This window comes from Croceivirga sp. JEA036 (genome assembly GCF_011882165.1).
GTDB lineage: Bacteria > Bacteroidota > Bacteroidia > Flavobacteriales > Flavobacteriaceae > Croceivirga.
Map to the genome: position 1 here is coordinate 552,382 of NZ_JAATON010000002.1, position 13,293 is coordinate 565,674.

Here is a 13,293-nt window from a genome sequence, read left to right on the forward strand (position 1 = left end):
AAGTAAGCCTTTTTTATTTGTAATCCTGTGGAAGCAATCCAAGATATTTTTGAATTTACTACCCAAGAAAGGACGGCCATTACTATTGGTACGTTTGATGGTGTTCATATTGGTCATCGTAAGATTTTAGAACGCCTCATAAATAATGCCAAAAGTACAGGCACTAAATCTTTGGTACTTACCTTTTTCCCCCATCCAAGGATGGTGCTGCAAAAAGATGCCAATATAAAATTGTTAAATACATTAGAAGAAAAGCAGTACATTTTAAAACAAAGCGGATTAGACTACTTGATAATTCACCCATTTACACAAAAATTTTCTAGACTTACTGCATTAGAATTTGTGCGCGATGTATTGGTCAATCAACTAAAAGCTAAAAATGTAGTAATAGGCTACGACCATAGATTTGGCAGAAATAGAAATGCAAATATTAAAGACCTTATCGGTTTTGGGGAAATATATGATTTTGATGTTGAAGAAATTCCTGTGCAAGAAATAGAAGACGTATCCGTAAGCTCTACCAAAATCCGAAAAGCACTAGAAGAGGGCGATATAGAGACCGCAAATAGCTATCTGGGCTATGCTTATCTGCTTACTGGTACTATTGTTAGAGGTAAAGGCATTGGTAGACAAATAGGGTATCCTACGGCTAATGTACACATTGCAGAAACGTACAAGTTAATTCCTCAAAACGGCGTTTATATTATAAAATCTACAATAAACAATAAGACCGTTTATGGCATGATGAATATTGGCTTTAACCCTACTGTAGACGGCAACGAAAAAAGTATAGAAGTACACTTTTTTGATGTTGAAGGCGATTTATACGGTCAGAAAATTCAATTGCATTTATTGAAAAAAATAAGAAACGAACAAAAATTTGATTCGTTAGAAGCCTTAACTTCACAATTAAAAGAGGACCAAGAAACTTCTTTGATGTACTTAAAAAATGCAGCGCATATCTAATTTTCTCTTCAAAAAAATAGACAACGTACAACTGGTTATTTTCCGAGTTTGTTACGGTTTATTAATTGCCGCAGAATGTTACGGAGCTATTGCCACTGGCTGGGTAAAACGTACTTTAATAGCACCTAAATTCACCTTTAATTTTATTGGTTTTGAGTGGTTACAACCCTTGCCTGGCTCTGGCATGTATATCTACTTTGCTGTCATGGGTACTCTAGGCTTACTAATTACCCTAGGTTACAAGTACAGATGGTCTGCACTGAGCTTTGCTATTTTGTGGACAGGGGTTTATTTAATGCAAAAAACATCTTACAACAACCATTATTATTTGTTAATGCTACTGGCCTACATCATGGCATTTTTGCCTGCAGCCAAAAACCATAGCTTAGATGCCAAATTACAACCAGGCATTAAAAAAGATTGGATGTATAACTGGTGCCGCTGGATTATCATCTTACAATTATTTGTAGTCTATACCTACGCTAGCATTGCAAAACTATACGGAGACTGGTTAGATTTCAGCATCATAGAGTTACTAATGAGTAGTAAAAAAGACTATGTGTTGGTGGGCGAATTTTTACAGCAACCATGGGTACATAGATGTATCGCTATTTTTGGCATGGCGTTCGATTTATTTATTGTGCCTGCCCTACTCTGGAAACCCACTAGAAAATTTGCTTTTGCAGCAGGTATCTTTTTTCACTTATTCAACAGCTTTGTTTTTCAAATAGGTATTTTCCCCTATCTATCTTTAGCGTTTTGCTTATTCTTTTTTGAACCCCAAACCATAAGAAAATTAGTTTTACAGTCTAAGCCGGCCGTACTCCCTACCACAAATGCCTTACCAAAGCACCATCACTTTACCACAATGGCCATAGGGAGCTATTTATTACTACAATTGTTACTGCCTATTCGGCATCATTTTATTGCTGGAGACGTTTTATGGACGGAGGAAGGTCACCGACTTAGTTGGCGCATGATGTTGCGTAGTAGAGCGGGCACCATAAAGTTTAGAGTGGTCAATAAAAAGACTAAGAAAACTACTTTTATCAACCTTAATGACTACCTCACTAGCAAACAAAAGCGAAAGGTGGCCTGTTACCCAGATTTTGCTTGGCAATTTGCGCAGCATTTGAAAAAAGAATTTGCTGCTAAAGGAGAAGACATCAGTGTTTATGTAAGTTCTAGAGCAAAAGTTAACCGTGGTGAATACGCCACTTTTATAGACCCGAAAGTAGATTTAGCAGCGGAATCTTGGCAGCATTTTAGCCATCACGATTGGATTTTACCCTATCCTCAAAAAACTAAAAAGGAGTAGCGCGTTGACATAATTGTAATGGCAAACCCCAAGGGTCCCTTAACATTACAAGATGAGTGCCATCGTCCTTTTTTGCTTCTTCTATAAAACTACAACCTACTTTTTGCAAACGCTCTTTATCTTGTTGTGCATTTAAAGATATAAAAGCGATATGAAAGGTAATATGATGTTCTTTTTTAAAATCTGTCATTTTATGTTCTGGCCTATGATACAACTCCAAAACTATACGGTCCGCACTATCTGCTAAAAAGGTCATAAACGGTGGCCGGTTTAACTGTTTAACCACTTTCAATCCAATATGTTCTTGGTACCAATCTACCATATCTTGCAAATGCGCCACATTTAAGGCAAAGTGTTCAAAAGTCATAATTCTAGTGAATATAGTTTAAAATGATAGCGTACTTTTTACAATTCAGAAAACAACTTTTCACTATCCCAAACTGTAGCAAATTCATCATTTAAATTAGCTAATGTTGTATAGTGTATGGTTTCTGCACTATATTTTTCTCCATTTATACCGATGCGTTCAAATGCCGCTGTTGCATCAGAAATAAGGTAAGTTTCATACCCTAAATTACCAGCCATTCTAGTAGTGGTAGACACACAGTGATTTGTGGTAATACCAACAATAACAAGCGTTGAAATTCCCTTAGCATCTAACTGCTCCTGCAAAGTGGTCCCTATAAATGCACTGTTTACATTTTTAGTAATCACAGGTTCATTATCTAAAGGCAAAACTGCATCATTAAATGCAAAACCCATGTTGTTTACATTGAACTTAGATTCTGGATGGGTAGAAGTATGTCTAATATGAAAAATGGGTAAATTGAGCTTTCGCCACTTTTCTAATATCGTCCCGCAAACGGACTCAGCATTTTTATTGTTTCTGGTACCGCCCCAATAATCTTCATCTAAAAAAGCCTTTTGTACATCAACAAGAATTAAAGCTGGATTTTTCTCTTTTAGCGCCATTTCAATTTCAATAGTTTACTAAATAATTTAAATACAATCAATGCTGGGGGATTCTAGCCAAATATAGTTTTATAATTGGGCTATTCCCTTAAATTTGCAGGACAAAATTTTAATTCGATGTTGCAATTACACGCTATTAGAGCAAACAAAGAGGAATTTGCAGCGGCTTTGGCTAAGAGAAACCTAGACGCACTTCCTATATTGGACAAAATTCTAGAACTGGATGAAGAAAGACGTGCTACACAAACACAATTAGATAGTACTCTAGCGGAAAGCAACAAACTATCTAAAGAGATAGGCATGCTTTTTAAAAGTGGCAAAGCCGAAGAAGCTAATGTTCTTAAAGCCAAAACAGCAGAATTAAAAGAAGCCTCCAAAGTTCTAGGAGAAAAACTAAATGACGCTGCCGAAAAATTGCAACAAGAGTTATATCAGGTTCCCAATATTCCACACCCTAGTGTTCCTGCGGGTAACTCAGAAGAGGATAATGAAGAAATATATACAGAAGGTAATATACCTACCCTTGCAGAAGGGGCATTACCCCACTGGGAATTAGCAAAAAAGCACGACATTATAGACTTTGAACTAGGCGTTAAGATTGCTGGTGCCGGTTTTCCTGTTTACAAAGGTAAAGGCGCTCGCTTACAACGTGCTTTAATCTCTTATTTTTTGGATAAAAATACAGCTGCTGGCTACACAGAAATACAGGTGCCTCATTTGGTAAATGAAGCTTCTGGCTATGGCACAGGACAATTACCAGACAAGGAAGGTCAAATGTACCATGTAGGTGCAGATGATTTGTATTTAATACCTACAGCAGAGGTGCCTGTGACCAACCTTTTTAGAGATGAACTTTTAAAGAGTGATGATTTCCCCATTAAATACACTGGATACACGCCTTGTTTTAGAAGAGAAGCAGGCAGTTATGGTGCTCACGTACGCGGATTAAACCGCTTGCACCAATTTGATAAGGTAGAAATAGTGCGCGTAGAACACCCAGAAAACAGCTATGCTGCCTTAGACGAAATGGTGGAGCATATTAAAGAAATTTTACGTGAGCTTAAATTACCTTTTCGTATTCTAAGGCTTTGCGGTGGCGATTTAGGGTTTACTTCTGCGTTGACTTATGATTTTGAAGTGTTCTCTACAGCGCAAGACCGTTGGTTAGAGATTAGCTCTGTTTCCAATTTTGAAACTTATCAAGCTAATCGTTTAAAACTACGCTTTAAAGACGAAAATGGAAAAAGCCAATTTGCACATACTTTAAATGGTAGTTCTCTGGCATTGCCACGTGTTTTAGCTGGCATATTAGAAAACTATCAAACAGCAGACGGTATTAAAATTCCAGAAGTCTTGGTACCCTATTGTGGTTTTGATTTAATAGACTAACAGGTTTTTGTAGCAGCTTAACATATTTATCCTTATTTCTCCGTTATCTTTGGGTATGATGCGTATTTGCCTGCTAATTAGTTTTCTTTGTTGCTTTGGCACTTGGGCTCAAGACGATTTTTTAGCCAAACAGTATTACAATGATGGTGCGTTTGAAAAAGCCAAAGTCTTGTATGAAAAATTGGTGAAAAGAAATCCGTCTAGAACGGACTATGCAGAATATTATGTGGGTTGCTTACAACAGCTTGAAGCTTATGAAGAAGCAGAAGCCTTCTTGCTTAAAAAGTTAGAACAACCAAGAGTTTTCCCAACTTTTTATATAGAATTAGGGTACACATATGCCTTGCAAGAGAAAACAGCCCAAGCAGATATGTTTTATGACCGCGCCATAGCAACCTTGGCACAAAACCCAAATTTTGCCTATCCTTTGGGGCATCGGTTTCAAAAATATGCGCTTTTAAATAGAGCCATAGAAACGTACACTACCGCCATGGAACTAAAGCCAGATTTAAATTATGATATTCATTTAGCCCGTATTTATGGAGAGCAAGGTGCTATTGGTAAAATGTACGAGTCCTATTTAAAACTTATATATGAAGGCCACACCAGCCGCTCTAATGTTCTACGTTATCTAGAAGACTTTATTTCTGACGACCCAGAGGATCCTAACAATATTTTACTTAGAAAAACCTTATTAAAAAATGCACAAAGGAATCCAGATGTATTGTGGAATGAACTTTTGAGCTGGCTATTTATTCAACAAAACCAATTTAACAGTGCTTTTGCACAAGAAAAGGCTATCTATAAGCGTACGGACGAACTGTCTTTAGACCGGTTAGAAAACTTAGGAAAAATAGCTTTAGACAACCTAGCAGATGAAACCGCTGCTGCAGTCTTTGAATACATATCCCAAAATGCTAACCAACCTTTGCAAAAGCTTAATGCACAGTTAGAGTTAATACAATTGCAATTAAAACAAGACGGAGCCAAATCTTACAGTAGTGTAGATAAAAAGTTCCAAGCTTTAATAGAAACGTACGGCTTGGATTCTAAATCTCTACAGCTTCAAATTGCTTACGCTAATTTTTTAACCTTCAATCTAAATACTCCAGAACCTGCCATCAATCTGCTTAGAAAGAGCATGGAAATCCCTATGGGACGCTATGGAGAGGCTTACCTAAAAATGGCATTAGGGGACATTTTAGTTTTTGACCAAAAATTTAATGAGGCTTTAATTTATTTTACCCAAACTCAAAAAAACCTTAAAAATGATGTTATGGGTCAAAATGCTCGATTTAAAGTAGCACAAACTAGTTTTTATAAGGGCGATTTTGACTGGGCGCTAACCCAGCTAAAAGTATTACGCAGTTCTACCAGTCAACTTATAGCCAATGATGCTATGCAATTGAGCCTCTTAATTTCAGATAACACCTATGAAGATTCTACACAAGTAGCACTTAAAAAATATGCGCGAGCAGACCTTCTGGCGTATCAACAAAAAACGGATGATGCTATTTTGCTTTTAGGTACTATTTTAGAAGAACACAAAGGGCAGCAAATAGAAGACGAAGCTTTACTAAAGCAAGCGGAATTATTAGAAGCCAAAAAGAAGTTTGACGACGCTCGGTTTAACTACATTAAAATAATAGAATTTTTTAACGACGGTATTTTGGCAGACGATGCACACTTTAAACTTGCTCAACTATACGAACAACATTTAAATGAGCCAGATAAAGCAATGCCGCTCTATGAAAAAATTATTTACAACTATCAAGACAGTTATTATTTTCCGCAAGCCAGAAAACATTTTAGGCGCCTTAGAGGAGATGCTGTAAATTAAATTACATATATGATTATATACAACGTTACCATAAACATAGAAGATAGTGTGCATGATGAATGGCTGCAATGGATGAAAGAAAGCCATATTCCAGATATGCTTGCTACTCAAAAGTTTACAGAAGCAAAAATGTGCAAAGTACTTGTAGAAGAAGAAATGGGCGGCACCACTTATTCCGTGCAATATCGCGTTAAAGACAGAGCTACTTTAGAGGCATATTACAAAGAGAACGCAGAAAATATGCGAATGCAAGGCACTCGCCTATTTCCGAATAAATTTGTAGCCTTCCGCACAGAACTAGAAGTTATCAGCGAACAATAATGAACCCAACGCATCTAATCTTTAGCTATGGTACCTTGCAAGAACCTAAGGTACAAATAGCCATTTATGAGCGTTTATTGCAAGGCCATAAGGCAATATTACCTAATTATACCCTTGCTAACAAAAAAATGTATGGCCAATACCCTGTAGTAATACCTAATACAGGCTTATCCATCGCTGGAGTAGCCTATGAAATTAATGAAGCAGAATTGGCTCTTACAGATGCATATGAAGGTCCAGATTACACACGCCGCTTGTTACCCTTGGCAAATGGTAAAAAAGCCTGGGTCTATTTAGAAAAACCGCAATAGGTAGTACCTTGCGCAAAAACACCCCAAATGGGTAAAAAAGGAAAGAAAAAGCACACTAAATATCAGCAAGAGGCATCTGCCTCGCAAAGTCCGGTAAAGGCAAAAAAACATTTAGGACAGCATTTTTTAAAAGATGAAAGCGTTGCAAAACGTATTGCAGAAACCCTAACCCTAGAAAACTACAGCAATGTTATAGAAATAGGGCCGGGAACTGGGGTACTCACAAAATATTTATTATTGCGAGGTATGGATTTGGTGGCGATGGATTTAGATGAGGACTCCATTGTGTACCTGAACCACAGTTTTCCTTTAGAACACCCCAACGTGTTTACTAAGAAAGGAAAGCTTAATGTGATTGAGGCCGATTTTTTAAAGTTTAATCTGAACGAATTGTACGGAGATGAACCCTTTGCCATTACAGGTAACTTTCCTTACAATATTTCTAGCCAAATAGTTTTTAAAATGCTAGAGATGCGCCATCAAGTCCCAGAATTCTCTGGAATGTTTCAGAAAGAAGTTGCCCAACGCATTTGCGAACAAAAAGGAAGTAAAACCTACGGCATATTATCTGTACTGGTTCAAGCATTTTATGAGGCCGAATATTTGTTTACTGTTCATCCTCAGGTGTTTGACCCACCGCCTAAAGTGCAATCTGGAGTACTTATGCTCCGCAGAAAAACCAACTACAAATTGGATTGCGACGAACGCTTATTTTTTAAAGTTGTAAAAGCCGCATTTAACCAACGTAGAAAAACATTACGAAATAGTTTAAAAACCTTTGACCTCTCTCCCATTCTCAGAGAAGATAGTATATTTGACCAGCGCCCAGAGCAGTTATCGGTGGCCAAATTTATTTATCTGACAAAACTGATTGAGAATGACCCCGTTTAAGCTAACAGAGGATTTATTAGAGCAGATAAAACAACTCATCTCTCAGAGCAATAGCAGTGAGCTACGTACTTTGATGAATGATATGCACTATGCCGATATTGCAGAAATCATTAATGAGTTAGAAGAAGACGAAGCCACCTACCTCATTAAACAATTAGATACCGAAAAAACTTCTGATGCGCTTACTGAGCTAGATGAAGATGTTAGGGAAGCTATTCTATCCAATTTATCTCCCAAAGAAATTGCAGACGAGTTAGAGGAACTAGATACAGATGATGCAGCAGATATTATTGGTGAGCTACCCAAAAACATTGTACAGGAGGTAATCTCAGAAATAGATGATAGGGAGCATGCCAAAGACATTGTAGACCTTCTGCGTTATGATGAAAGCACTGCTGGTGGTCTTATGGCCAAGGAGCTAGTTAAAGTAAATATAAATTGGAACGTGCTTACGTGTGTAAAAGAGATGCGCGCACAAGCAGAGAATGTTACTCGAGTACATTCAATTTATGTAGTAGATGATGAAGACAAATTACAAGGACGTTTATCCTTAAAAGATTTACTAACCACATCTACCCGCGCCAATATTAGTGATGTTTACATTCCAAAAGTAGACTCTGTAAATGTAAATGAAAAACCGGAGGAGGTGGCCAAAATTATGTCTAAGTACGATTTGGAAGCCATACCTGTAGTAGATGAGATTGGTAGGCTAGTAGGCCGTATTACTATTGATGATATTGTAGACGTAATCCGAGAAGAAGCAGACAAAGATTACCAAATGGCGGCAGGTATTTCGCAAGACGTAGATTCTGATGACAGTATATGGGATTTAACCCGTGCCCGTTTACCCTGGTTGATATTGGGATTATTCGGTGGTGCTGCAGCTGCCATGATTATGGGCGGATTTGAAGAAATGTTTAAAAAATACACCATCTTATTCCTTTTTACACCACTTATAGCCGCAATGGCTGGGAATGTAGGGGTACAATCTAGCGCTATAATTGTGCAAGGTTTAGCTAATGACGATATTAAAGGAAGTATTAGTACTAGACTGGTGAAAGAAATGCTTCTTGCCTTACTAAACGGATTTATTCTGTCGATTCTTCTACTCTTATTTACATGGGCTTGGAAGGGAGATTTAATGACTTCCATAGCTATATCTATATCGCTAGTAGCTGTAATTGTAGTAGCTGGTTTTATAGGGACATTTGTACCGCTTTTTCTAGATAAGAGAGGTATAGACCCTGCCATTGCTACAGGGCCATTTATCACAACTAGCAATGATATTTTTGGGATTCTTATCTATTTTTCTATTGCTAAGCTTATCTTAGGTCTTTAGCAGTAGCTCTGTTCCCTAAAGCAAACCTGTATGAAACCGATAAACATTCAACAAAAATTAAGGCAATTTAATGCCACGTGGCACCCGCAACAAATTGGTGTTGTAGACCAAATGCAGGTGTTATTAGCCAAATTGCAAGGTGAATTTGTTTGGCATAGTCATGAAGATGAAGATGAGCTTTTTCAGGTCGTAAAAGGCACCTTATACATGCAATTTAGAGACCGTACAGAAATAGTTAAAGAAGGAGAAATCATTATTGTACCCAAAGGAGTAGAACATTGTCCGTTAACTAAAAACGATGAAATTGTAGAAGTTTTACTCTTTGAAAAGTTAACTACTGCCCATACAGGAAAAACACAGCATCAACTTACTAAAACAGCATATCCAAAATTATGAAAGTACTTCATTTAGATACCAATCATCCACTATTAATACAAAGATTTCAAGAACTTGGCTGGGAAAATCATGAAGATTACACGAGCAATAAAGCACAGATTGAAGCTAAAATTCACGAATACGATGGTATTGTAATTAGAAGTAGATTTACCATAGACCAGCAGTTCTTAGATGCCGCTACACAATTAAAATTTATTGGTAGGGTTGGCGCTGGTTTAGAAAATATAGATACACAATATGCCAAACGCAAAGGCATCTTTTTAGCCAACGCGCCAGAAGGCAACCGTAATGCGGTTGGCGAACATGCCTTAGGAATGTTATTATCTCTAATGAACAAAATGCACAAAGCACATAGAGAGGTGCGCAAAGGTAAATGGGATAGAGAAGGTAATCGTGGTGTTGAGCTAGATGGTAAAACCGTAGGTATTATAGGGTATGGTAATATGGGAAAAGGCTTTGCCAAAAAACTTAGAGGTTTTGATGTAAATGTTATTTGTTATGATATTGTGGGTGGTGTAGGCGATGAAAATGCTAGGCAAGTGGGTATTATGGAGTTTCAGCAACATGCAGATGTAGTAAGTTTGCACGTACCCCAAACAGAGCTTACCATAGGTATGATAAATGAGGCTTTTATTAATGCTTTTCATAACCCATTTTGGCTATTAAATACTGCTCGCGGTAAATGCGTTAAAACAGAAGACTTAGTAACCGCTTTAAAATCTGGCAAAATTTTAGGTGCTGGATTAGATGTTCTTGAGTACGAAAAAAAGTCTTTTGAAGACTGGTTTACTCAAAAACCAAAACCCTTTAAATATTTACGCAAAGCTAAAAACGTGCTTATGACACCACACGTAGCAGGCTGGACATTTGAAAGTAAAGAAAAATTGGCGCAAACAATTGTAGATAAGGTAAAGGAAAAATTTATGTAACTTTAGTGGAGTACCAATAAACGCTATATGGCCGCTGAAGCTAAAACGGTAGAAGAATACCTATCTCAACTTCCTGAAGAACGCAAAGAAGCTATAACACAATTACGGGATACCATTAAGGAACATTTACCTCCAGGTTTTGAAGAGGGTATTTCTTATAAAATGATTGGGTTTTATGTTCCCCATTCTGTTTACCCAGAGGGTTATCATTGTGACCCAAAACTACCTTTACCATTTATTAATATTGCATCACAGAAAAATTTTGTCGCCCTATATCACTCCGGTATATATGCGGATAAAATGTTGCTAGATTGGTTTGTAGCGGAATATCCAAAGCATGTTAAGACAAATCTAGATATGGGCAAATGTTGTATTCGTTTTAAAAAAATGAATCAAATTCCGTTCAATTTAATGGCCCAGCTAGCAGCAAAAATGAGTGTTAACGAATGGATTACTCTTTATGAAGAAAACGTAAAACGATAATTGCGTATATTTCAATGAATCATTAAAACCTTGGCTCTAAAGGGTATACATATTTTAGCAATCATGAAAAAACGTGTTACTGGTATAGGCGGATTCTTTTTTAAGTGCGATGACCCCGATAAGGTAAAAAGTTGGTACAATAAACATTTAGGCTTAAATACGGACCAATACGGCTGCAGCTTCTGGTGGAAAGATAAGGAGGGTAACGATGGGCTTACCCAATGGAGTCCCATGAATAAGGATACCGACTATTTTGAACCAAGTAAAAAGCAATTCATGATGAATTTTAGAGTAGAGAACCTTAAAGAATTGCTGGCTACTTTAAAAGAGGAAGGTGTTACTGTTATTGATAAAATAGAAGAATTTGAGTACGGTAAGTTTGGTTGGATACTAGACCCAGAAGGCAATAAAATAGAACTTTGGGAGCCTATTGATAAAGCTTTTCTTTAGTATTAATTTATTTGCTACTTTTAAACCTAGATAACCAACAATACAATAAACCATGTCGGAAGAAAACAAAGACTTAGGAGATAAAGCTGAAGAAGCTTTTGACAAAGCAAAAGACGCGGCCAAAGAGGCTGCAGAAGATGTAAAAGATAGCGCTAAAGACTTTAGTGAAGGCGCTAAAAAAACTGCTAACGAATTCGCAGAAGGTTTAAAAGGTGCAGGTAACGCTGAGAATAAAAAAATACTTGCTGGAATTTTAGCTATAGTATTAGGGTGGTTAGGTGTTCACAAATTCATCTTAGGGTATCAAAAAGAAGGAATTATCATGGCCGCTATTGGTGTGGTGGGTTGGTTTCTTTGTGGAATACCTACATCCATAGTAGGTTTAATTGGTTTAGTAGAAGGTATCATCTATTTAACAAAGTCAGATGAGGAGTTCTACAACACCTATCAAGTCGGTAGAAAACCTTGGTTCTAAAGCATACATTTAAAGACCAGTTAACCTACTGGTCTTTTTTAATTCATTCTTTCATCGTAATATTGCAATAAATAAATTATACCAGTATGCAACTTAGGTACATGCTAGCAAAAGATTGGCCTACAGTTTCTAAAATTTATGCAGAAGGCATTGCCACCGGTATAGCAACATTTGAGACCAATGTACCTTCTTACGAAGATTGGGATGCTGGGCATTTAAAGAATTGCCGATGGGTTGCTACTGAGGCCAACCATCTCATTGGCTGGGCTGCATTAAGCCCCGTATCTAGTAGGTGTGTTTATGGAGGTGTTGCAGAAGTTAGTATCTATATTGCATCTAATGCTAGAGGTAAAGGTATAGGCAAGCAGTTACTACAACAATTAATTTTAGACAGTGAAGATAACGGTTACTGGACCTTACAATCTGGTATTTTTCCACAAAACAAAGCTAGTGTAGCCTTACATATAACTTGTGGATTCAGACATTTGGGAACAAGAGAGCGTATTGCCCAAACCAAAGAAGGTATCTGGGTAGATAATTTACTTTTAGAAAGACGTAGCAAAATTATAGGACAATAAATAGACACATGAATACAAACAACCTTTATCCCAATTTAAAAGAAACGCTTGCTCAAATAAATACGGCGAGCATAACAGAAGAACGAAAAACCATTTTAACGCCTTTGGCCCAATACTTGAAAAGCAAAATAAATGAAGACCAGCCTATACTACTAAATTTTATATGCACCCATAATTCTAGACGCAGTCATTTGTCCCAAATTTGGGCACAAACTATAGGCCATTATTTTAATGTAAAGCAGTTATATTGCTATTCTGGAGGTACCGAAGCAACTGCGCTATTCCCTAAAGTTGCAGAAACACTTACTAATCAAGGGTTTCAAATTCAAGTTTTATCCAAAGAAGATAATCCAGTATATGCGGTGAAATTTCAAGAAAATGAACCAGCTGTCATCGGATTCTCTAAACGTTATGATCATGACTTTAATCCAGCAAATGGGTTTGGAGCAATCATGACATGTTCTTCTGCAGACCAAGGATGCCCTTTTGTAGCGGGAGCAGAAAAAAGATTTCCAATCACTTTTGAAGACCCAAAGGTATCTGATGGAACCCCTGAGCAAGACGCTACTTATTTAGCAAGGAGCGTGCAAATTGCAATGGAGTTAAAATTTGTGTTTGAAGAAGCTTTAAAGTAA

General features: G+C 37.2%; 17 protein-coding genes. 15 read left to right on the forward strand and 2 right to left on the reverse strand.

What is annotated here, in order from left to right; translation table 11 throughout:
* Positions 1 to 27: 27 nt before the first annotated feature.
* Positions 28 to 966 carry a bifunctional riboflavin kinase/FAD synthetase gene (locus HCO57_RS07375; protein WP_167988484.1) on the forward strand — a complete coding sequence of 313 codons (939 nt, stop codon included), beginning with the start codon at positions 28 to 30 and terminating at the stop codon, positions 964 to 966.
* Positions 950 to 2,284 carry an HTTM domain-containing protein gene (locus tag HCO57_RS07380; RefSeq protein WP_167988485.1) on the forward strand — a complete coding sequence of 445 codons (1,335 nt, stop codon included), beginning with the start codon at positions 950 to 952 and terminating at the stop codon, positions 2,282 to 2,284. The genes HCO57_RS07375 and HCO57_RS07380 overlap by 17 nt, the downstream gene beginning before the upstream one ends.
* Here HCO57_RS07380 and HCO57_RS07385 read toward each other — a convergent pair.
* Positions 2,271 to 2,651 (reverse strand): VOC family protein, encoded by a 381-nt coding sequence (locus HCO57_RS07385; RefSeq protein WP_167988486.1) that lies wholly within the window; start codon positions 2,649 to 2,651, stop codon positions 2,271 to 2,273. The two genes, HCO57_RS07380 and HCO57_RS07385, sit on opposite strands and share 14 nt — an antisense overlap.
* 38 nt (positions 2,652 to 2,689) lie before the next feature.
* Positions 2,690 to 3,256 (reverse strand): cysteine hydrolase family protein, encoded by a 567-nt coding sequence (locus HCO57_RS07390; protein WP_167988487.1) that lies wholly within the window; start codon positions 3,254 to 3,256, stop codon positions 2,690 to 2,692.
* A gap of 117 nt (positions 3,257 to 3,373) precedes the next feature.
* On the opposite strand from HCO57_RS07390, the gene serS reads away from it, so the two are divergent.
* The 13 genes from serS to HCO57_RS07455 all read left to right on the forward strand — a co-directional run bounded on the left by serS (position 3,374) and on the right by HCO57_RS07455 (position 13,293).
* Positions 3,374 to 4,645 carry a serine--tRNA ligase gene (serS, locus tag HCO57_RS07395; RefSeq protein ID WP_167988488.1) on the forward strand — a complete coding sequence of 424 codons (1,272 nt, stop codon included), beginning with the start codon at positions 3,374 to 3,376 and terminating at the stop codon, positions 4,643 to 4,645.
* Positions 4,646 to 4,700: 55 nt separating this feature from the next.
* Positions 4,701 to 6,485 carry a tetratricopeptide repeat protein gene (locus HCO57_RS07400; protein ID WP_317171128.1) on the forward strand — a complete coding sequence of 595 codons (1,785 nt, stop codon included), beginning with the start codon at positions 4,701 to 4,703 and terminating at the stop codon, positions 6,483 to 6,485.
* 9 nt (positions 6,486 to 6,494) lie between these two features.
* Positions 6,495 to 6,806 carry a DUF4286 family protein gene (locus tag HCO57_RS07405; RefSeq protein WP_167988489.1) on the forward strand — a complete coding sequence of 104 codons (312 nt, stop codon included), beginning with the start codon at positions 6,495 to 6,497 and terminating at the stop codon, positions 6,804 to 6,806.
* Entirely contained in the window at positions 6,806 to 7,117 is a 312-nt protein-coding gene (locus HCO57_RS07410; RefSeq protein WP_167988490.1) for a gamma-glutamylcyclotransferase family protein, read from the forward strand. Before HCO57_RS07405 ends, HCO57_RS07410 begins: the two co-directional genes overlap by 1 nt.
* A 27-nt stretch (positions 7,118 to 7,144) precedes the next feature.
* On the forward strand, positions 7,145 to 8,008 hold the full coding sequence (rsmA, locus tag HCO57_RS07415) for a 16S rRNA (adenine(1518)-N(6)/adenine(1519)-N(6))-dimethyltransferase RsmA (RefSeq protein ID WP_167988491.1): 864 nt from the start codon (positions 7,145 to 7,147) through the stop codon (positions 8,006 to 8,008).
* A complete protein-coding gene (gene mgtE, locus HCO57_RS07420) occupies positions 7,995 to 9,347 on the forward strand; it encodes a magnesium transporter (RefSeq protein ID WP_136949336.1) in 1,353 nt (450 codons plus the stop codon). Before rsmA ends, mgtE begins: the two co-directional genes overlap by 14 nt.
* Before the next feature lie 30 nt (positions 9,348 to 9,377).
* Positions 9,378 to 9,743, forward strand: a complete 366-nt coding sequence (locus HCO57_RS07425; protein ID WP_167988492.1) for a cupin domain-containing protein — start codon at positions 9,378 to 9,380, stop codon at positions 9,741 to 9,743.
* Entirely contained in the window at positions 9,740 to 10,672 is a 933-nt protein-coding gene (locus HCO57_RS07430) for a 2-hydroxyacid dehydrogenase (protein ID WP_167988493.1), read from the forward strand. Before HCO57_RS07425 ends, HCO57_RS07430 begins: the two co-directional genes overlap by 4 nt.
* Before the next feature lie 27 nt (positions 10,673 to 10,699).
* Positions 10,700 to 11,155 carry a DUF1801 domain-containing protein gene (locus tag HCO57_RS07435; protein ID WP_167988494.1) on the forward strand — a complete coding sequence of 152 codons (456 nt, stop codon included), beginning with the start codon at positions 10,700 to 10,702 and terminating at the stop codon, positions 11,153 to 11,155.
* Between the two features lie 63 nt (positions 11,156 to 11,218).
* Positions 11,219 to 11,605 carry a VOC family protein gene (locus tag HCO57_RS07440; protein WP_167988495.1) on the forward strand — a complete coding sequence of 129 codons (387 nt, stop codon included), beginning with the start codon at positions 11,219 to 11,221 and terminating at the stop codon, positions 11,603 to 11,605.
* Positions 11,606 to 11,657: 52 nt separating this feature from the next.
* Positions 11,658 to 12,080 (forward strand): TM2 domain-containing protein, encoded by a 423-nt coding sequence (locus HCO57_RS07445; protein WP_167988496.1) that lies wholly within the window; start codon positions 11,658 to 11,660, stop codon positions 12,078 to 12,080.
* Between the two features lie 101 nt (positions 12,081 to 12,181).
* The gene (locus HCO57_RS07450; protein WP_245167557.1) at positions 12,182 to 12,658 is read left to right on the forward strand and encodes a GNAT family N-acetyltransferase; all 477 of its coding nucleotides are present in this window, start codon (positions 12,182 to 12,184) and stop codon (positions 12,656 to 12,658) included.
* An 8-nt stretch (positions 12,659 to 12,666) separates the two neighbouring features.
* The gene (locus HCO57_RS07455) at positions 12,667 to 13,293 is read left to right on the forward strand and encodes a protein-tyrosine-phosphatase (RefSeq protein ID WP_167988498.1); all 627 of its coding nucleotides are present in this window, start codon (positions 12,667 to 12,669) and stop codon (positions 13,291 to 13,293) included.

What these genes read in the sequence shown, in the direction of transcription:
- HCO57_RS07380 (WP_167988485.1), top strand. Translation starts at nt 950, where the DNA reads ATGCAGCGCATATCTAATTTTCTCTTCAAAAAAATAGACAACGTACAA.
- HCO57_RS07385 (WP_167988486.1), bottom strand. Translation starts at nt 2,651, where the DNA reads ATGACTTTTGAACACTTTGCCTTAAATGTGGCGCATTTGCAAGATATG.
- HCO57_RS07390 (WP_167988487.1), bottom strand. Translation starts at nt 3,256, where the DNA reads ATGGCGCTAAAAGAGAAAAATCCAGCTTTAATTCTTGTTGATGTACAA.
- serS (WP_167988488.1), top strand. Translation starts at nt 3,374, where the DNA reads ATGTTGCAATTACACGCTATTAGAGCAAACAAAGAGGAATTTGCAGCG.
- HCO57_RS07400 (WP_317171128.1), top strand. Translation starts at nt 4,701, where the DNA reads ATGATGCGTATTTGCCTGCTAATTAGTTTTCTTTGTTGCTTTGGCACT.
- HCO57_RS07405 (WP_167988489.1), top strand. Translation starts at nt 6,495, where the DNA reads ATGATTATATACAACGTTACCATAAACATAGAAGATAGTGTGCATGAT.
- HCO57_RS07410 (WP_167988490.1), top strand. Translation starts at nt 6,806, where the DNA reads ATGAACCCAACGCATCTAATCTTTAGCTATGGTACCTTGCAAGAACCT.
- rsmA (WP_167988491.1), top strand. Translation starts at nt 7,145, where the DNA reads ATGGGTAAAAAAGGAAAGAAAAAGCACACTAAATATCAGCAAGAGGCA.
- mgtE (WP_136949336.1), top strand. Translation starts at nt 7,995, where the DNA reads ATGACCCCGTTTAAGCTAACAGAGGATTTATTAGAGCAGATAAAACAA.
- HCO57_RS07425 (WP_167988492.1), top strand. Translation starts at nt 9,378, where the DNA reads ATGAAACCGATAAACATTCAACAAAAATTAAGGCAATTTAATGCCACG.
- HCO57_RS07430 (WP_167988493.1), top strand. Translation starts at nt 9,740, where the DNA reads ATGAAAGTACTTCATTTAGATACCAATCATCCACTATTAATACAAAGA.
- HCO57_RS07435 (WP_167988494.1), top strand. Translation starts at nt 10,700, where the DNA reads ATGGCCGCTGAAGCTAAAACGGTAGAAGAATACCTATCTCAACTTCCT.
- HCO57_RS07440 (WP_167988495.1), top strand. Translation starts at nt 11,219, where the DNA reads ATGAAAAAACGTGTTACTGGTATAGGCGGATTCTTTTTTAAGTGCGAT.
- HCO57_RS07445 (WP_167988496.1), top strand. Translation starts at nt 11,658, where the DNA reads ATGTCGGAAGAAAACAAAGACTTAGGAGATAAAGCTGAAGAAGCTTTT.
- HCO57_RS07450 (WP_245167557.1), top strand. Translation starts at nt 12,182, where the DNA reads ATGCTAGCAAAAGATTGGCCTACAGTTTCTAAAATTTATGCAGAAGGC.
- HCO57_RS07455 (WP_167988498.1), top strand. Translation starts at nt 12,667, where the DNA reads ATGAATACAAACAACCTTTATCCCAATTTAAAAGAAACGCTTGCTCAA.